11 protein-coding genes are annotated in these 18,810 nt (G+C 66.7%); 6 read left to right on the top strand and 5 right to left on the bottom strand.

Features of this window, described 5'->3' with window-relative positions; all coding sequences use genetic code 11:
- Positions 1-59: 59 nt before the first annotated feature.
- Positions 60-3,119, bottom strand: a complete 3,060-nt coding sequence (locus tag SOM28_RS01900; protein WP_320467003.1) for a CHASE domain-containing protein — start codon at positions 3,117-3,119, stop codon at positions 60-62.
- A 44-nt stretch (positions 3,120-3,163) separates the two neighbouring features.
- Here SOM28_RS01900 and SOM28_RS01895 point away from each other — a divergent pair, with 44 nt between their 5' ends.
- Positions 3,164-5,227, top strand: a complete 2,064-nt coding sequence (locus SOM28_RS01895; RefSeq protein ID WP_267876103.1) for a prolyl oligopeptidase family serine peptidase — start codon at positions 3,164-3,166, stop codon at positions 5,225-5,227.
- Positions 5,228-5,261: 34 nt separating this feature from the next.
- Here the strand turns inward: SOM28_RS01895 and SOM28_RS01890 are convergent, their stop codons facing one another.
- Entirely contained in the window at positions 5,262-5,843 is a 582-nt protein-coding gene (locus SOM28_RS01890; protein ID WP_320467002.1) for an acyl-homoserine-lactone synthase, read from the bottom strand.
- Between the two features lie 186 nt (positions 5,844-6,029).
- Here SOM28_RS01890 and SOM28_RS01885 point away from each other — a divergent pair, with 186 nt between their 5' ends.
- Entirely contained in the window at positions 6,030-6,302 is a 273-nt protein-coding gene (locus SOM28_RS01885; RefSeq protein WP_123072342.1) for a helix-turn-helix domain-containing protein, read from the top strand.
- On the opposite strand, the gene SOM28_RS01880 is transcribed toward SOM28_RS01885, so the two are convergent.
- Positions 6,277-7,017: a helix-turn-helix transcriptional regulator gene (locus SOM28_RS01880; protein WP_221176232.1), complete on the bottom strand. Its 741-nt coding sequence runs from the start codon at positions 7,015-7,017 to the stop codon at positions 6,277-6,279. The genes SOM28_RS01885 and SOM28_RS01880 overlap by 26 nt on opposite strands.
- 340 nt (positions 7,018-7,357) lie before the next feature.
- Here SOM28_RS01880 and SOM28_RS01875 point away from each other — a divergent pair, with 340 nt between their 5' ends.
- Positions 7,358-12,271 (top strand): response regulator, encoded by a 4,914-nt coding sequence (locus tag SOM28_RS01875; protein ID WP_320467001.1) that lies wholly within the window; start codon positions 7,358-7,360, stop codon positions 12,269-12,271.
- Between the two features lie 7 nt (positions 12,272-12,278).
- Positions 12,279-13,121: a protein-glutamate O-methyltransferase CheR gene (locus SOM28_RS01870; protein ID WP_123068943.1), complete on the top strand. Its 843-nt coding sequence runs from the start codon at positions 12,279-12,281 to the stop codon at positions 13,119-13,121.
- Positions 13,122-13,124: 3 nt separating this feature from the next.
- Here the strand turns inward: SOM28_RS01870 and glpD are convergent, their stop codons facing one another.
- Complete coding sequence (gene glpD, locus SOM28_RS01865; RefSeq protein WP_123068942.1) at positions 13,125-14,666, bottom strand: glycerol-3-phosphate dehydrogenase; 1,542 nt, start codon at positions 14,664-14,666, stop codon at positions 13,125-13,127.
- 116 nt (positions 14,667-14,782) lie between these two features.
- On the opposite strand from glpD, the gene SOM28_RS01860 reads away from it, so the two are divergent.
- Both SOM28_RS01860 and SOM28_RS01855 read left to right on the top strand, forming a co-directional pair.
- Positions 14,783-15,421: a phosphohydrolase gene (locus SOM28_RS01860; RefSeq protein ID WP_123068941.1), complete on the top strand. Its 639-nt coding sequence runs from the start codon at positions 14,783-14,785 to the stop codon at positions 15,419-15,421.
- The gene (locus tag SOM28_RS01855; protein WP_320467000.1) at positions 15,414-16,229 is read left to right on the top strand and encodes an SIR2 family NAD-dependent protein deacylase; all 816 of its coding nucleotides are present in this window, start codon (positions 15,414-15,416) and stop codon (positions 16,227-16,229) included. The genes SOM28_RS01860 and SOM28_RS01855 overlap by 8 nt, the downstream gene beginning before the upstream one ends.
- A 267-nt stretch (positions 16,230-16,496) precedes the next feature.
- Here the strand turns inward: SOM28_RS01855 and SOM28_RS01850 are convergent, their stop codons facing one another.
- Positions 16,497-18,593, bottom strand: coding sequence for an ATP-dependent helicase (locus SOM28_RS01850; RefSeq protein WP_320466999.1), 2,097 nt, complete (start codon positions 18,591-18,593; stop codon positions 16,497-16,499).
- Between the last annotated feature and the right edge of the window lie 217 nt (positions 18,594-18,810).

Here is an 18,810-nt window from a genome sequence, read left to right as displayed (position 1 = left end):
CCAACAGCATACCGTGTTTGGCGCACCGGCGGTAGGCTTGACAGCGGTGCTTCTCGCGCTCAGCGCACCTCGCCGTCCCGGCTGCCGAACTGGGTCGACACTTCGCGCTCGATCCGGATCAATAGTGCGCGCAGGCGCGCCGCCAGCGCCCGGGCCTGGGCGGTGCCGGCCGCACCCAGGCGCGGCGCCCGCTTCGGTTGCGCCTCCAGGTCTTCGCAGATGGCGCCGAAGCTGGCGGCGCCGATCGCGCGCGCGGCCGACTTGAGCTGATGCGCCAGGCTCGCGGTATGGGTCAGGTCGCCGCCGGCCAGGGCGGTGTCGATCCCGGCCAGGTTCTCGCGCGCGGTATCGAGGAACAGGAAGACATACTTACGCATCCGCTCGGTGTCGCCGCCGGCCGTGCTGGCCAGGCTGGCCAGGTCGAGCACTTCTGCCTGTCCCGCGCCGGCGGACGATCCCGGTGTCCGCTGCATTGCCCCCGCCATCGCAACGTCGGCCACCGGCGCCGTGGTGCGGCCAAGGCAGCGCGCGATGGTGGCGGCCAGCAGCTCCGGCACCACCGGCTTGGCCAGGAATTCGTTCATGCCCGCGGCCAGGCAGCGCGCGCGGTCGTCGACGCCGGCATTGGCCGTCATCGCCACCACCAGGGTATCGCGCAAGGCCGGATCGCGGCGGATGCGGCGGGTCGCTTCCAGCCCATCCATCACCGGCATCTGCACGTCCATCAGCACGCAGTCGAAGTGTTTATCCACCATCGCCGCCAGCGCTTCCTGGCCATTGTTCGCGACCTCGACCGCGGCGCCGGACTGCTCCAGCAGCTCGCGCGCCACCTGCTGGTTGAAGGCATTGTCCTCGACCAGCAGCACCGCGCAGTCGTCCAGGCGCGCCTGGGCTGGGGCCGGCGCGGCGCCCAGGCCGGCGCCGAGCATGCCTCCAGAACGCCCGCCGCCGGCATCGTCCAGGGCCAGGCGCGCCGTGAACCAGAAGGTACTGCCCTCGCCCAGCGTACTGACCACCCCGACCTCGCCGCCCATCAGCTCGGCCAGCTGGCGGCTGATGGCCAGTCCCAGGCCGGTGCCGCCGTGGCGCCGCGTGGCCGACTGGTCGGCCTGCTGGAACGGCGAGAACAGGTGGGGCAGCGCGGCCGCGTCGATGCCGATGCCGCGGTCTTCGACCTCGAAGCGCACCAGCACTTCGGGTCCGAAGGCGCGCGCCAGGCGCGCGCGCAACGTGATCCGGCCGCGCTCGGAGAACTTGACGGCATTGCCGGCGAAATTGAGCAGCACCTGCTCCAGCCGCAGCGAGTCGCCGCACAGGGGCCGCATCAGGACCGGGTCGATCTCGATGTCGAAGCCCAGGCCCTTGGCCACGGCCGCGGTGCCCAGCTGCGCCTCGACATTGCGCATCAGGGCGTCGAGCATGAAGCACACCCGCGACAGTTCCAGCATGCCGGCCTCGATCTTGGAGAAATCGAGGATGTCGTTGATGATGCCCAGCAGGTGCTGGCCCGAGTGGTAGATCTTTTCGAGGTAGTCGCGCTGGCGCGCGTCGGGCGCGGCCTGAAGCGCCAGGTGGGTCATGCCGATGATGCTGTTCATCGGGGTGCGGATCTCGTGGCTCATATTCGACAGGAAGTCGCTCTTGGCCTTGCTGGCGGCGTCGGCGCGCGCCTTCAGGCGGTGCAGCTCGGTGACGTCGGTCGCCACGCACAGCACGGCCGCTTCCTCGTCGACCTGCATCGGCAGGCGCACCGTCCACAACTGGCGCGGCGCGCCGCCCGGCGCCGACTGCGCCACCTGGGCGCTGCTGCGGCGGCCGTCGTGCAGCACCGCGCGGTCGAGCTCCCAGGCTGCATCGGCCAGGGCGCGGCCCATCGCCTCGACGTCGCGCCGCCCGATCAGCTCCGCCGCCGGCCGCCCCAGGCTCGCGGCGCCTTTGGCATTGAGGTAGCGGATGCGGCGCAGCCCGTCCTTCAGGTAGACCTCGGCGTCCAGGTTGTCCAGCACCGTGTCGAGCAGCAGGCGCTGCTCGTCGGCGGCGCGCCGCGAACGGTACTGGGCCAGGAACAGGCCATAGACCAGCAGGGTCGCGCCGAAGCCGAAGGCCAGCGCCGCCATCGGCAGCCAGGGATCGAGCCCGGTCAGCATCGCGCGCCTGGGCGCCGAGAAATGCGCCAGCCAGCGGCTGCCCGCGAAGTCCACGTCCAGCGCCCGGGCGAAGTGCTCCCCTTGCGTCGGCGGCGTGCGCCGCACGTCGGCGCCGTGCAGCACGAGGTCGCCCGCTCCGCCAGCCGTGCCGACGCCATAGATGCTGACCGCGAGCGGCTGGGCGCCAGGCGCCGCCAGCGCGTTCTCGACCAGGTCCGGCACCGAGAACGCGATCCCGAACGAGCCGAGATAGGCGGCGCGGCGCGCCTCGACGCCCAGCGGCGTCACGCCGCCGCGATAGACCGGCATGCGCATCCCGAGCGCGTAATGGGGTTTGGGTTCGCGCAGGAAGACTGGCTGGCCCGAGGCGCTCATGCCCCCGCTGTCGCGCGCCCCCTCCAGGGCACGGGCGACGGCCGGCCTGGCCGCCATGTCGAAGCCGAGCCGGCGGCTCGGCTGGTCGATCGGGAACTGGTAGGCGACCACCTCGTACCAGGGACGGCGGCCAGCCGGGAAGATCGTGAAATCGGGATAGCCGCGCGCGTCGACGCTGCGGTCGGCGCGCATGGCGGCGATGAAGGCCTCGCGTTCGTCTTCGCGCACGTGGGCGGCGTAGCTCACGCCCTCGATCGCCGGGAAGTTGGATGGCAGGTCGAGCGCGGCGACGTAGCGGTGGAAAGCGGCGCGGTCGGGCACGGCGTCGCCGCCGCCGGCCGCATGCAGCGCCGCCAACGCGCGCGCCGCCTGGCCATACGAGGCGAGCGCGGCGTCGATCCTCTCGCGCGCGGCCTGCGCCGCGTGTTCGAAGCGGCCCCGGGCCGCGTCCTCGATGGCGGCGCTGGCGACCGCGTGCAGCAGCAGACCGACCGCCAGCGACAGGGCGAGGCCGCCACCCCACAGCACGAACGGCCGGCCCAGGCGCGCGCAAGCCGCTTTGATGGCGTCGATTCCTGGCATGGTCAAGCGCTTCATGCTTCCCCTGGCGGACGGTGGCCGCTACGCAAAATTGCTAGTATATCGGCGCGCCACGCCGGCGTGATACCGATGAGGACAGCATGCAACACCACGACGATCCCTGGCTGTGGCTGGAACAGATCGACACCGACGAATCGCGCGCCTGGGTCGCCGCCCGCAACGCGGCCGCCGAAGCCGAGCTGGAGGCCGACCCGCGCTTCGCGCCGCTGCGCGAGCGCCTGAAGGGCATTCTCGATTCGAGCGACAAGATTCCCTATGTGGGCGTGCATGGCGGCTGGTGCTACAACTTCTGGCGCGACGCGACCCACGTGCGCGGCGTCTGGCGCCGCACGACGCTGGCCGAATACCGCAAGCCAGTCCCTGACTGGGAAACGGTGCTCGACCTCGATGCGCTGGCGCGCACGGAAAATGAAAACTGGGTCTGGGCCGGCGTGTCCTGGCTCGAGCCGCAGGCCGATCGTTGTCTGATCTCGCTGTCGCGCGGCGGCGGCGACGCCAAGGTGGTGCGCGAATTCGACCTGGCGCTGCCCGGCTTCGTGGCCGACGGCTTCACGCTGCCCGAGGCCAAGAGCGACGTGTCCTGGATCGACCGCGACACCCTGTTCGTCGGCACCGACTTCGGCCCCGGCAGCCTGAGCGAGTCGGGCTACCCGCGCATCGTCAAGGAGTGGAAGCGCGGCGCGCCGCTGGCGGCGGCCAGCACCGTGTACGAGGCGGCCGCGAGCGACATGGCGGCGTCCGGCTACCAGGACAACAGCCCCGGCTGGGAGCGCGCCTTCGTGCTGCGCCAGATCGATTTCTATACGAGCGAGCTGTTCTGGCGCCGCGGCGATGCACTGCTCAGGATCGGCAAGCCGCTCGACGCCAGCGCCTTCGCCCTGCGCGACCAGCTCGTGATCGAGCTGCGCTCGGACTGGACGGTCGACGGCGTGACCTATCCCCAGGGCGCCCTGCTGGCGACCGGCTTCGACGCCTTCGTGGCAGGCGGCCGCGCCTTCGAGGTGCTGTTCGCGCCGACCCCATCGACCTCGCTGGACGGCGTGGCGGCCACCAAAAGCTGCCTGCTGCTGACGGTGCTCGACAACGTCAAGAACCGCGTCGTCGAATTGCGCCATGACGATGGAAGATGGCTCCGGCGCGAGGTCGCCGTGCCCGGCATCGGTTCGCTGGGCGTGTCGGCCCTGGACTCGGACCACTCGGACGACTACTTCCTGAGCGTGACCGATTTCCTGCATCCGACCACGCTGTTCCTGATGCAGGCCGGCAGCGACGACCGCGAACCACTCAAGGCGATGCCGGCCTTCTTCGAGGCCGAACCGTATGAGGTGAGCCAGCACACGGCGACCTCGGACGACGGCACGCTTGTGCCCTACTTCGTCGTCACGCGCCGCAACCGCGCCGCCGGCGCAGCCAATCCGACCCTTCTGTACGGCTACGGCGGCTTCGAGGTCTCGCTCAAGCCTTTCTACAGCGGCATGACCGGCGCCGCCTGGCTCGAGCAGGGCGGCACCTATGTGCTGGCCAATATCCGCGGCGGCGGCGAGTTCGGCCCGCGCTGGCACCAGGCGGCCCTGCGCCAGCACCGCCAGCGCGCCTTCGATGACTTCATCGCCGTCGGCCAGGACCTGGTGGCGCGCGGCGTCACCACGGCGCAACAGCTGGGCATCATGGGCGGCAGCAATGGCGGCCTGCTGGTCGGCGCGGCGCTGACCCAGCGTCCGGACCTGTTCGGCGCCGTGGTATGCCAGGTGCCCCTGCTGGACATGCGGCGCTATCACCTGCTGCTGGCCGGCGCCTCGTGGATGGGCGAATACGGCGATCCGGACGATGCCGACGACTGGGCTTACCTGGCCCGCTACTCGCCGTACCACAATGTGCGGCCCGGCGAGCGCTACCCGCGCGTGCTGTTCACCACCTCGACCCGCGACGACCGCGTCCATCCGGCGCATGCGCGCAAGATGGCGGCGCGCATGCTGGACCAGGGACACGACGTGCTGTATTGGGAAAACACCGAGGGCGGCCATGCCGGCGCCGCCGACAACGCCCAGACCGCGCGCATGGTGGCGCTGACCTATACCTTCCTGCTGCGGCAACTGGGCGCCTGATTGGTCCAACACGCGGTGTGATTCCCTGGCCGGCTCAGGACGCGAGCCGCCTGGCGAACAGCGCTTCCCAGGTCGGCTCGATCTCCACGTAGAGCGCGACCGCGGTCTCGATCCCGACCGCCTGCGGCGCCCCGATGCGGGTGATGACCACGCCGGCCCGGCGCAGCATGCGCTCGATCGCGGTGGTGGTAACGGTGACGTAGCGCGACAGGCCGCGCTCGTGGGCGTGACGGATGATGGCCTCGATCGATTCCATCGTCATCTCCGAGAAGCCGTAGCTGCCGGCGCCCTCGGTCTCGATCGCGAAGCGCGACAGCTCCCAGATGTGCGGGTCGCTGGGCGCCTCCTGGCCGTCGAGCAGCTGGGGGAAGGAATCCTTGAGCATATACGGCCCTTCGGTCGGCAGCAGGCGCCAGCAGCCGCGCAGCGTCTCGCCGTCGCGCATCAGCATGTAGCGCGGCTCGAGCGCGTCGTAGCCGTCGATCTCCATGCCGGACAGCACCGGCACTTCCCAGCCCAGCCGCCCGCGGAACACCTTCGCGCGCAAGGTATGCATTTCCCACAGCTCTTTGGATGCGAATGCGCGCCGCGGCGCGATCGTGATTTGCATGCTCATTGCCAACCCCCTCCTCGTTGAGAAAATCGGTTCAAGTAATATGCACTACGCATGGAAGCGTTATGCAAATCGGGTAAGCTGGGTACTATCAGCATTGATAGGTGGCGAGCAATATCGGCGGTGCAATACTTTTGGAAACGACGCAGTTTCTGAATTATTTGATTCATCACCCCGAAAGGAACCACCATGGCAAACGATCTGATGTGCGACGCACTGGCAGCCGAACTGCAGGCCAACCAGCTGGTCCACGCCGCCGGCGCGGTACGCCTGGCGCCGCACGAACTGCGTCGGCTGCGCATCACCAAGCGCGAAAGCCAGGAAAAATTCTGGGGCCGCTTCGGCGTCACCCAGTCCAGCGGCAGCCGCTTTGAAACCGGCCTCGCGATCCCGGCGCCCGTGTCGATTCTTCTGCGCATGTACATGAACGGTAAGCTCAGCGATGGTGATCTTCAGGGGTGATGAGCCCCAGGGCGATGGCCTTGACCACCGCCTGCTGGCGAGTGTTGACGTCAAATTTTTGACGCACATTCGCCAGATGGAAATTAACGGTGGCTTCGGAACAGCCCGTGATGCGCGCGACTTCCCATGACGATTTGCCCGCCATCACCCACTGCAGCACTTCGAGCTCGCGCCGCGTCAGGCGCGGCGCCTCGTCCGGCCGCGCCGCCTCCTCGCGGAAACGCCCGGACGACGCGAACGCATAGTCGCGCACCAGCGACAGCATCGGCAGCGCCTCGTTCATCGCGCGCTGCGCAGCAGCATCGGGCCGCGCGTCGGACGCGAAACTGATCACCCCGAATTCTCCCTGCGGCCCGTGGATCGGCAGCGTCGCACCGCTACGGATGCCATGGGCGCTCGCTTCTTCGTACAACTCGGCCTGCTGGGAGCTGGAGGCGAAGGTGCCGGGTTGCCACACGATGGGCGTCGTGCTCGACAGGCAATGGGCGACGGTCGGATCGACGTAGGCGAAGCCGTTGCGGTCGTAGCGCTCGCGCCAGTTTTCGGAATAATTACTGCGCAAGAAGGCCGACTCGAAACGGGTATGGCGCGAATTGACGACACCAAACAGCACCTGGTCGAAGCCCAGCCCCCGCGCAATGGTGAACAAGGACGCGCTCCAGTGGGAAGCATCCTTGGCCTGCATCAGATCAAGTAATAAGGCGGTATCAATCATGGGGGCAAAGTTTGATGTAACACCCCTATGCTAGATGGTTCACCCCGTTCACAAATTCACAGAAATTAACAATCAAGATATTTACTTCTATCTAGCTTGCATGTTGTCGTGCATAAACAACAACAATGTTGCAATCGTGCGCCCTGCCAGAGGGGAATCGGCTACCCTCCGCCGAATTACCTGAAACAAATTTCAGATTTGCAAGTATTTGCTAGCCGAGATACCGTTTTACAGCTTGACTTAGATCTATAGAAATGTATCTTGTGCGTGTGTAAAAACGACACTTTTGCCGGCCGCACCGGCTAACCACAGACTTCCTTTCAGGACGAGGATCCAGGCGATGAATACCATGACCGATATGGGCGAGCAGTTGGACGTCAAGCTGCTGCTCACCACATTGATGGCCTTGAAAAAAGGCGATTTTTCGGTACGCATGCCTGACGACTGGACCGGCGTGTCCGGCAAGATCGCCGATACCCTGAACGACATCATCGAGACCAAGCAAAAGATGGTCGAGACCGTCACGGAAGTTTCGCGGGTGGTGGGCCGCGAAGGCCACCTGACCCAGCGCGCCGACCTGCCGGGCGTGGTGGGCGGCTGGAGCACCATGATCAGCTCGGTCAATACCCTGATCGACGACCTGGTGCGCCCCACCACCGAAATGGCGCGCGTGATCGGCGCGGTGGCGAAAGGCGACCTGTCCCAGACCATGGCCCTCGAAGTCGACGGCCACCCGCTCAAGGGCCAGTACCTGCGCGCGGCGATGACGGCCAACACCATGGTCGAGCAGCTGTCGTCCTTCTCGTCCGAAGTCACACGCGTGGCGCGCGAGGTCGGCACCGAAGGCAAGCTGGGTGGCCAGGCGCAAGTCAAGGGCGTGGCCGGCACCTGGAAGGACTTGACCGACTCGGTCAACTCGATGGCGGGCAACCTGACTTCGCAGGTGCGTAATATCGCCGAGGTGACCACCGCGGTGGCCAACGGCGACTTGTCCAAGAAGATCACGGTCGACGTGCGCGGCGAGATCCTGCAACTGAAGGACACCATCAACGTCATGGTGGACCAGCTGCGTTCCTTCGCCTCCGAAGTGACGCGGGTGGCGCGCGAGGTCGGCACCGAAGGTAAACTCGGCGGCCAGGCCTATGTGCCGGGCGTGGCCGGCACCTGGAAGGACTTGACCGACAACGTCAACTTCATGGCGTCGAACCTGACGGGCCAGGTGCGTAATATCGCGGCGGTGACGACCGCGGTGGCGAACGGCGACCTGTCCAAGAAGATCACGGTGGACGTGAAGGGCGAAATTCTCGAGCTGAAGAACACCATCAACGTGATGGTCGACCAGCTGTCCTCATTCGCCTCCGAGGTAACCCGGGTGGCGCGCGAGGTCGGCACCGAAGGTAAACTCGGTGGCCAGGCGGTGGTGAAAGGCGTGGCCGGCACCTGGAAGGACTTGACCGACTCGGTCAACTCGATGGCGGGCAACCTGACCGGCCAGGTGCGCAACATCGCCGACGTGACGACCGCGGTGGCGAACGGCGACTTGTCCAAGAAAATCACGGTGGACGTGAAAGGCGAGATTCTCGAGCTGAAGAACACCATCAACGTGATGGTCGACCAGCTGAACTCCTTCGCGTCGGAAGTCACGCGCGTGGCGCGCGAGGTCGGCACCGAAGGTAAGCTCGGTGGCCAGGCGAACGTGCCGGGCGTGGCCGGCACCTGGAAGGACTTGACCGATGGCGTGAACTCGATGGCGGGCAACCTGACCGCCCAGGTGCGCAATATCGCGGAGGTGACCACCGCGGTGGCGAACGGCGACCTGTCCAAGAAGATCACGGTGGACGTCAAGGGCGAGATCCAGGAACTGAAGAACACGATTAACGTGATGGTCGACCAGCTGTCCTCGTTCGCGTCGGAAGTGACGCGCGTGGCGCGCGAGGTCGGCACCGAAGGTAAGCTCGGCGGCCAGGCCTATGTGCCGGGCGTGGGCGGCACCTGGAAGGACTTGACCGACAACGTCAACTTCATGGCATCGAACCTGACCGGCCAGGTGCGGAATATCGCGGCGGTGACCACCGCCGTGGCGCGCGGCGACCTGTCCAAGAAGATCACCGTGGACGTGAAGGGCGAGATTCTCGAGCTGAAGGACACCATCAACGTCATGGTGGACCAGCTGTCCTCGTTCGCCTCGGAGGTGACCCGGGTGGCGCGCGAGGTCGGCACCGAAGGCAAGCTCGGTGGCCAGGCGAACGTGTCGGGCGTGGCCGGCACCTGGAAGGATTTGACGGAAAACGTCAACCAGCTGGCGGCCAACCTGACCAACCAGATGCGCGCGATCGGCGAAGTGGCGACCGCGGTGACGCGCGGCGACCTGTCGCGCTCCATTCAGGTGGAGGCGCGCGGCGAGGTGTCCTACCTGAAGGACAACATCAACGAGATGATCCGCAACCTGAAGGAAACCACGCAGAAGAATGCGCAGCAAGACTGGTTGAAAACCAATCTGGCGCGCTTCACGCGACTGCTGCAAGGCCAGCGCGACCTGCAGGCGGTGACCAAGCTGATTCTGTCGGAACTGGCGCCGCTGGTGTCGGCCCACCACGGCGTGTTCTACATGATGGACTCGCAAGAGAGCGACGCCCGCCTGCGCATGATCGCGAGCTACGGCTACCGCTCGAGCCGCAAGCTGCCGACCTCCTTCCTGCCGGGCGAAGGCCTGGTGGGCCAGTGCGCGCTGGAGAAGACCCGCATCTGGCTGACCGACGTCCCGCGCGACTATATCGTGGTGTCCTCGGGCCTGGGCTCGGCGCCGCCGAACAATATCGTGGTGCTGCCGATCCTGTTCGAGCAGCAGGTCAAGGCCGTCATCGAGATCGCCTCGCTCGACCGCTTCACCGAAACCCACCTGTCCTTCCTCGACCAGCTGATGGAATCGATCGGCGTGGTCCTGAACACGATCGAGGCCAATAGCCGCACCGAGTCGCTGCTGACCCAGTCGCAGTCGCTGGCGCAGGAACTGCAGCAGACCAACCAGGAACTGGGCGAGAAGGCCCGCCTGCTGTCCGAGCAGAATATCGAGGTGGAGCGCAAGAACCGCGAGGTGGAGCAGGCCAAGCTGGCGCTGGAAGAAAAAGCGACCCAGCTGGCGCTGTCCTCCAAGTACAAGTCGGAATTCCTGGCCAATATGTCGCACGAGCTGCGCACGCCATTGAATTCGCTGCTGATCCTGGCCCAGCAGCTGTCCGACAACCCGGAAGGCAATCTGTCGGGCAAACAGGTGGAGTTCGCCAAGACCATCTACGGCTCGGGTTCGGACTTGCTGACCCTGATTAACGACATTCTCGACCTGTCCAAGATCGAGTCGGGCACCGTCACCCTGGACGTGTCGGAATACCGCTTCTCGAACCTGCGCAACTACGTCGACCGCACCTTCAGGCACATGGCCGAGGCCAAGCACCTGGGCTTCCAGGTCGACCTGGCCGAGAACCTGCCGACCGCCGTGATGACCGACACCACGCGCCTGCAGCAGGTCTTGAAAAACCTGCTGTCCAATGCCTTCAAGTTCACCAGCCACGGCCAGGTCTCGCTGGGCATCAGCCTGGTGACCAGCGGCTGGACCGCCGACCACCCGAACCTGGAGCACGCCGACGCGGTGCTGGCGTTCTCGGTCTACGACACCGGCGTGGGCATCCCGGCCGACAAGCTGCAGCTGATCTTCGAAGCCTTCCAGCAGGCCGACGGCTCGACCGCCCGCAAGTATGGCGGCACGGGTCTGGGCCTGTCGATCTCGCGCGAACTGGCGCGCCTGCTGGGCGGCGAGATCCGTGTCGAGTCGACCGTCAACGTCGGCTCGGTATTCACGCTCTACCTGCCGTACAACCGCGCCGGCTTCATCAATTATGAACAGGCGCGCCAGCCGCAGCCGGCGCGCCTGCTGCCGCCGCAGATGGTCCCTGCCCCGCTGGTGCCGGTGCTGCAGGAGAACAGCGAAACGGCTTCCCTTGATCTGACGACCGACCTGCTCGACCCGAGCGGCGCCGTGGTCGAATACGCCAGCGTGCTGGACGACCGCGGGCTGGTGACGCCGGGCGATCCGTCGGTGCTGATCGTCGAGGACGACGAGCGCTTTGCCAAGGTGGTGCTCGAATTCGCCCGCGAGAAAAACTTCAAGGCGATCGTGACCCACCGCGGGGATTCCACGTTATCGCTGGCGCGCGACTACCTGCCGTCGGCGATCCTGCTCGACATCGACCTGCCCGATATCGACGGCTTCACGGTGCTGGATCGCCTGAAGCGCGACCCGAGCACGCGCCATATCCCGGTGCACGTGATGTCCTCGCTGCGCGAGCGCGAGCGCGCGCTGCGCCAGGGCGCGATCTCGTACATCAACAAGCCGGTCGAGCGCGAACAGCTGAAGGAAGAATTCAAGCGCATCCAGAAATTCCTGATGGGCGGCAAGCGCAGCCTGCTGGTGGTCGAGGACGATCCGGCCCAGCGCGATTCGATCGTGTCCCTGATCGGCAATAACGACATCCATATGGTCACCGTCGACAACGGCGCCGCTGCGCTCGAGGCGCTGCAATCCTCGCACTTCGACTGCATGGTGCTGGACCTGACCCTGCCCGACATCTCGGGCTTCGACCTGCTCGACCAGATCGGCCGCAACGAACGCCTGCGCGACCTGCCGATCGTGATCTATACCGCCCAGGAGCTGAACCGCAAGGAAGTCACGAAGCTCAAGCGCTTCGCCAAGACCATCGTGATCAAGGATGCGCGCTCGCCCGAACGCCTGCTGGACGAGACGGCGCTGTTCCTGCACCGTTCGCAGGCCAGCCTGCCCGAGACCCAACGGCGCATGCTGGAGGAAATTCACGCTCTCGACTCGGGCCTGGCCGGACGCAAGGTGCTGATCGTCGACGACGACCTGCGCAACATCTTCGCCCTGTCGACGCTGCTGGAGCGCCAGCAGATGCAAGTGCTGTTCGCCGAGAACGGCCGCGACGGCATCGAGGTGCTGGAAAAGGATCCCGGCATCGAGATCGTCCTCATGGACATCATGATGCCCGAGATGGACGGCTACGACACGATGCGGGCGATCCGTCGGATCCCGAAATTCCGCTCGCTGCCGATCATCACCCTGACCGCGAAGGCGATGAAGGGCGACCGCGACAAGTGCATCGCGGCCGGCGCCTCGGACTACATCACCAAGCCGGTCGACGTGGCGCAGCTGCTGTCGATGATGCGGGTTTGGCTGCACTGAGGCACCAGTGAACGCATTGACTGGTGTGCCGGTCGATACCGGCCTGGCGGAGCTCGAGATCGAGCTGCTGCTCGAAGCGCTGTACCAGCGTTTCGGCTTCGACTACCGCAGCCACGAGCGCGCCATCTTGCGCCGCCGGCTACAGGAACTGGCGCGCCTGCACGCCCTGCCGAACCTGACGCGGCTGCAGGAACAGGTGCTGCATGCGCCCGGCGCAGCGCTGGGCGTGGTGCGCGCGCTGGCGGTGCAGCCGGCGGCGCTGTTCGACCGTCCCGACTGGGCGCGGCGCCAGCGCAGCGCGCTGGCCGACAGCCTGCGTCCGACCGCTCTGCCCAAGGTCTGGCTGCCCGAAGTGGCCGGCGTGGGCGAGGCCTGGACCCTGGCCGTGCTGCTGGCCGAGGAAAAGCTGTACGGGCGCACCGAGGTGTTCGCGACCCTGTCCAGCGACGAACTCCTGTTCGAGGCGCGTGAAGCGACCTTGCCGGCAACGATGCTGGTAGAGGCCCAGCGCGGCTACGAGGCCAGCGGCGGCACGGGCCGGCTGGCCGATTACTTCGAGGTCAGCGACGGTCGCGCGCGCCTCTTGCCGCGGCTGCGCGAGCGCATCACCTGGCTGCAGTACTGCCTGGTGACGGACGGCTCGTTCAACGAGTTCCACGCGATCGTCTGCTGCCGCGCCCTGCCCGACTTCGGGCCAGTGCTGCGTCAGCGCGTGCTGCGCCTGTTCAGGGACAGCCTGGCCTTGTTCGGGGTGCTCGGGATCGACCGTGAGCTGGCGCCGGGCGATGCGGCGGCCGGCGACTACCAGCCCCTGTTCGACGATGGGGCCTGGTACAAGCGGGTGCGCTGAGTTTTACACGATGGCCGTGGCCGACCGTTCGGCGGCCATCCACGCATCGATCCTGCCCGCCACGCCCGGCCGCAGGTGCAGGCCCAGCTTGGTGCGGCGCCACAGCACGTCGGCTGCGCTGCGGGCCCATTCGTGCCGCATCAGGTAGCGCAGCTCGGCCTCGTACAGCCCCGGCGCCACCTCGTTGCCCAGGTCGGCCAGCGACCGGCTGGCCCCCAGCAAGATGTCCACCCGCGTGCCATAGGCGCGCGCATAGCGCAGCGCCAGCGGCTTGGGCAGCCAGGCATGGCGCCGCTGCAGCGCCGCCACCCAGCGGTCGAACTCCAACACGCCGCGGCTGTCGGGCTGCGGCCCGAACAGGTCTCCGCCAGGCAGCACGGCCTGCGCCGTCCATGCCCCCGTCGGCGTCTTGCCGAGCAGCGGCGCGATCCAGTCGACGGCTTCCTCGGCCAGCTTGCGGTAGGTGGTGATCTTGCCGCCGAAGACCGAGAGCAGCGGCGGACCACCGGCGTCGTGTTCCAGAAAGTAGTCGCGCGTGATCGCCGCCGGATTGCCGGCATCGTCTTCCAGCAGCGGGCGCACGCCCGAATAGCTCCACACCACGTCGCTAGGGGCCAGCTGGCGCTTGAAGTAGCGGTTGACCAGCGCACACAGGTAGCGCGTCTCGCCCTCATCGATCGCCACCGCGCCGGGATCGCCCGCGAAGTCGACGTCGGTGGTGCCGACCAGGGTGAACGCTTCTTCGTAGGGGATCGCGAACACGACCCGCCCGTCCGCATGCTGGAACAGGTAGGCGCAGCTGTGCTCGAACAGGCGCGGCACGACGATGTGGCTGCCCTTGATCAGGCGCAGCGCGCGGTGCGGCGCCTCCCGGTTGGCGCGTCCGGCGAAGCGGGCCGCCCACGGGCCGGCGGCGTTGACCAGGCCGCGCGCGCGCACGGTAATGGGCGCGCCATCCTGGTCGATGCGTGCTTCCCAGTGCGCGGCGCGCCTCACCACGTCGTTGCAGGCCGCATGGGTGAGCACCCGCGCACCGCGCTCATGCGCATCGAGGGCGTTGAGCACCACCAGCCGCGCATCGTCGACCCAGCCGTCGGAATACGCGAAAGCACGCGTAAACTCGGGCTTGAGCGGCGCGCCGGCGCGGTGGCCGGCCAGCTCGATCGAGCTCGATGCGGGCAGGAAGGCGCGCGGCGCCAGGCGGTCGTAGAGGAACAGGCCGGCGCGGATCAGCCAGGCCGGCCGCTGCCCGGGGACGTGCGGCATCACGAAGCGCAAAGGACGCATGATGTGCGGCGCGCTCCTGAGCAGGGTCTCGCGCTCGGCCAGCGCCTTGCGCACCAGGCCGAACTCGCGGTATTCGAGGTAGCGCAGCCCGCCATGGATCAGCTTGCTGGAGGCGGACGAGGTATGCGCGCCCAGGTCGTCCTTTTCGCACAGCACGACCGTCAGCCCGCGCCCGGCCGCATCGCGCGCGATGCCGGCGCCATTGATGCCGCCGCCGACCACCAGCAGGTCGCAATCGATCGTCGTGTCCGCTCCCATCGCCCCTCCATCATGGCCTCCAGCGCATCCGATCCACTTTACGCGGGCGCGCAGGTCCTGCGTTCGCCTGTATCAATTATGCGGAGAATGGACGGGCCGGTGTGTAAAATCGCCACATGCCCATCCCGTTCACGCCAGACCGGACCCGCGCCTGGGTCCGCATGCCCTCCGGTCGCCGCCTCGACCTGCTCGACCCGACACCCTTCGACTGGGACGACGCCGACCTGGCGCTCGGCCTGGCCCGCACCTATCGCTGGGGCGGGCATTCGGCCTGGCCGCTGCCGCTGTCGGTGGCCCAGCACTCGATCGCGGTGATGCTGCTGCGCCGCGCCGCCGCGCCTTCCATCACGCCGCTGGAAGAATTGCGCGAACTGCTGCACGACGCCGAGGAAGGCCTGCTCGGCTTCGATGCGATCTCGGTCATCAAGCCTTTCCTGGGCGACGCCTTCCGCGCGCTCACGAAACGCCTGGAACACATGGTCTTCCTGCGCTACGGCCTGCCGGCCTGGGATACGCGCAGCCACGCGGCGCACAAGCGCGCCGACCGCCTGGCCGCGGCCACCGAAGCCGTACACGTGGCCGGCTGGTCGCGCGAGGAGGTGCGGCGCACCCTCAAGATCCGCGCCGAAGTGCTGGCCGAGGATCCACTTGCCGCCTATTACGATTGCCGGCCGTGGGAGCCGTGGGCGCCGGGCGTGGCCTGCGAACGCTTCCTGGCAGAACTCGAGCGGCTCAAGGCGAGCGCCCATGGATGAGATCGCGCGCGCCTGCGAACTGCTGAGGGAGGCCGACGGCCTGTTAATCGCTGCCGGCGCCGGCATCGGCGTCGATTCGGGCCTGCCCGATTTTCGCGGCAATACCGGGTTCTGGAAAGCCTATCCGCCACTGGCCGAACGCGGCCTGCCGTTTCGCGAGATGGCCAATCCGGCGAGTTTCGAGCGCGATCCGCATCTGGCCTGGGGCTTCTATGGTCACCGGCTCGACCTGTACCGCCGCACGCGCCCGCATGCGGGCTTCGCGATCCTGCGCGCGCTGGGCGAACGCATGCGGCATGGCAGCTTCGTCTTCACGAGCAATGTCGACGGCCAGTTCCAGCGCGCCGGTTTCGCGGATGACCGGGTCGCCGAATGCCATGGCACGATCCACCAGTTGCAATGCACCCGCCCCTGCCGCGATATCACCTGGCCGGCGGACGACTTTGAACCCGAAGTCGACCTGGCGCGCTGCGCGCTGCTGTCGCCGCTGCCGGCCTGCCCGCACTGCGGCGCCCTGGCCCGTCCCAACATCCTGATGTTCAACGACGTCGCCTGGGTCGACCGCCCCAGCGAGGCCCAGCTCGAGCGGCTAGAAAAGTGGCGGGCTGGGGTCGCGCGGCTGGCTGTGATCGAACTCGGCGCCGGCACCGACCTGCCTTCGGTGCGTCGCTTCACCGAGTCGCAGGGCGTGCACGCGATCCGCATCAATCCGCGCGAACACCGGATCGTGCGCGGGGTCGGAGTCCCCATGGGAGCGCTTGCCGCACTGCAGGCAATCGCACAGGAAATGGAAATTGTGATCAAGTAATATTGAACACTAAGTGGCTGATTTTATTCAGCCTTTTGGACTATCCACAAGAAATGTGGATAAGTGTGTGGAAAAGCGCCACTTGACAAGCCGCAAGCGCAGTATCGATGCGGGTTTCAACAAAATGCCCGTTCTGAAGGCAAAAAAAACCTTCCATAAAATCAGTCACTTGCACGCGCACCACTTCCGCGCGTCCATGTCACATACGGCAAATTCCTACAAAAGCGGTGCACGGGGGATAAGTCGACAATTTACCCGCATCTGTCGTCATTTCCACGCGTTTCGGGCCCGGTCGCGCACCATCATGCGGATACTGTCGGGCATCGGCGTGCGCAGCTCGCGTTTGTCGGCGCTGAGCCAGGCGCATTCCTCGAAATGCTTGAGCATGACCGGCGTAATGAAACGCGACCGCGCCGCATACACATGGCGGTCGCCCATGCTCGACTGCTGCTTGATGAAGAATCGGTTCGGCACCACCAGGTGCAGGTTTTCACGCGCGCGCGTCATGGCCACGTAGAGCAGGCGCCGCTCTTCCTCGATGTCTTCCTGGCTGCCGGTCGCCATATCCGACGGAATGCAGCCGTCGACGACGTTCAGCACGTGTACTGAATTCCACTCTTGCCCCTTGCTCGAATGGATGGTGGACAGGATCACGTAGTCTTCGTCGAGCAGCGGCGCGCCGGCGCGGTCGCTGGTCGCTTCGGGCGGGTCGAGCGTGATCTCGGCCAGGAAGCTCTCGCGATTGCCATAGCCGCCGGACAGCGCCACCAACTGGTCGAGGTCGGCCGCGCGTACCTGGGCATCGTCGTGCAGGCGCTCCAGGTGCGGCTGGTACCACGCGCGCGCCAGCTCGAGGTCCAGCGGCCAGCGCAGGCCGGGCGTACGCAGGCGCCGGTACAAGTCGCAGAACGCCTGCCAGTCGGCCTTGCAGCGCGCCGGTACGGGAAAGGCTTCCAGCGCCGCAGCAGCATCGCTGCTGGTGCCCGCGGCCTCGACCAGGCGGGTGGCGGTCGCCTGGCCGATGCCGGGAATCAGCTGCAACGCGCGGAAACCCGCCAGGCGTCCGCTCGGGTTCTGGGCGAAGCGCAGCACGGCCAGCACGTCCTTGATGTGGGCCGCTTCCAGGAATTTGAGGCCGCCGAACTTGACGAAGGGGATGTTGCGGCGCATGAGTTCGAGCTCGAGCGCGGCGCTGTGGCTGGCGGCGCGGAACAGCACCGCCTGGCTCTTGAGCGGCATGCCGGTTTCGCGCTGCTCGAGGATGCGGTTGCAGACCCAGCGCGCCTGCTCGGCTTCGTCGGGTATCAACACCAGCTGCGGCTTGATGCTCGACACCTTGTCGGTCCACAGGGTCTTGGCGTGGCGCTCGAGCGCGGCGCCGATCACGGCGTTCGATGCGTCCAGGATCGGCTGCGTGGAGCGGTAGTTGCGCTCCAGCGTGATCAGCTGCGCCGGCTGCGAGAACTGGCCGGCGAAGTCGAGGATGTTGCGCACGGTGGCGCCGCGAAAGCCATAGATCGACTGCGCATCGTCGCCCACCACCATCACGCCGCGGCCGTCGGGCTTCATGCCGGTGACGATGGCCGCCTGCAGGCGGTTGGTGTCCTGGTATTCGTCGACCAGCACATGGTCGAACAGCGCGCCGAGCTCCATCCCCAGCACCGGGTCGGCCGCCATCTCGGCCCAGAACAGCAGCAGGTCGTCGTAGTCGAGCACATTCTGCTCCTGCTTGGCGTCGACATAGGCGCCGAACAGCGTCTTGAGCTGGGCTTCCCACTCGCTGCACCAGGGGAAGAATGCCTGCAGCACCTGATCGAGCGGCTCGCGGCCGTTGACCACGCGCGAATAGATCGACAGGCAGGTGCCCTTCAATGGAAAGCGTTTTTCCGTCTGGCTCAGACCGATCTCGTGGCGGACCATGCCCATCAGGTCTTCGGAGTCGCCGCGGTCGTGGATCGTGAACTGATCGTCGAGCCCGATGCGGCCGGCGAACTCGCGCAGCAGGCGCGCGCCGATGCTGTGGAAGGTGCCGGCCCAGGGCAACGTGACCTGCGCCTGGCTGCCCTTGAGCCCAAACAGCCGGTGCAGCACGCCGCCGGCGCGCTGGGTCATTTCGGTGGCGGCGCGGCGCGAAAACGTCAGCAGCAGGATGCGCTGCGGATCGGCGCCCGACTGGATCAGGCGCGCCACCCGGTGCGCCAGCGTATTGGTCTTGCCGGAACCGGCGCCGGCCACCACCAGCAGCGGGCGCGGTGCGTCCGCGCCGACGTCGTGCTCGACCGCCGCCCTCTGTTCTGGGTTCAGGCTGGCGAACGGGTCGTCGGTAGCGGACGGGTTAGCAATCGGATCGGCGACGGCGGACATGGGGCGGAATCTGGAAATGCCATACTGTACATTTATCCAGTCATGCGCTGCAAGAAGAAAATGCCGACACTCCGCGACGCTGTCAAGGAGTTGTCAAGAATGACATCAGCCATGACCTGAGCAATCGCTGCCAAGTCACGGAAATTCAAGACGTTTTTTGGATATCCACAAAGTCTGTGAATAAGTATGTGGAAAAGCGGGGGCTTGACACGCTGGA

This window comes from Massilia sp. CFBP9026 (assembly GCF_034045165.1).
GTDB lineage: Bacteria > Pseudomonadota > Gammaproteobacteria > Burkholderiales > Burkholderiaceae_D > Telluria > Telluria arenae.
The sequence above is the reverse complement of the archived record's forward strand: the minus strand, read 5'-3'. Positions and strand labels throughout refer to the sequence as shown.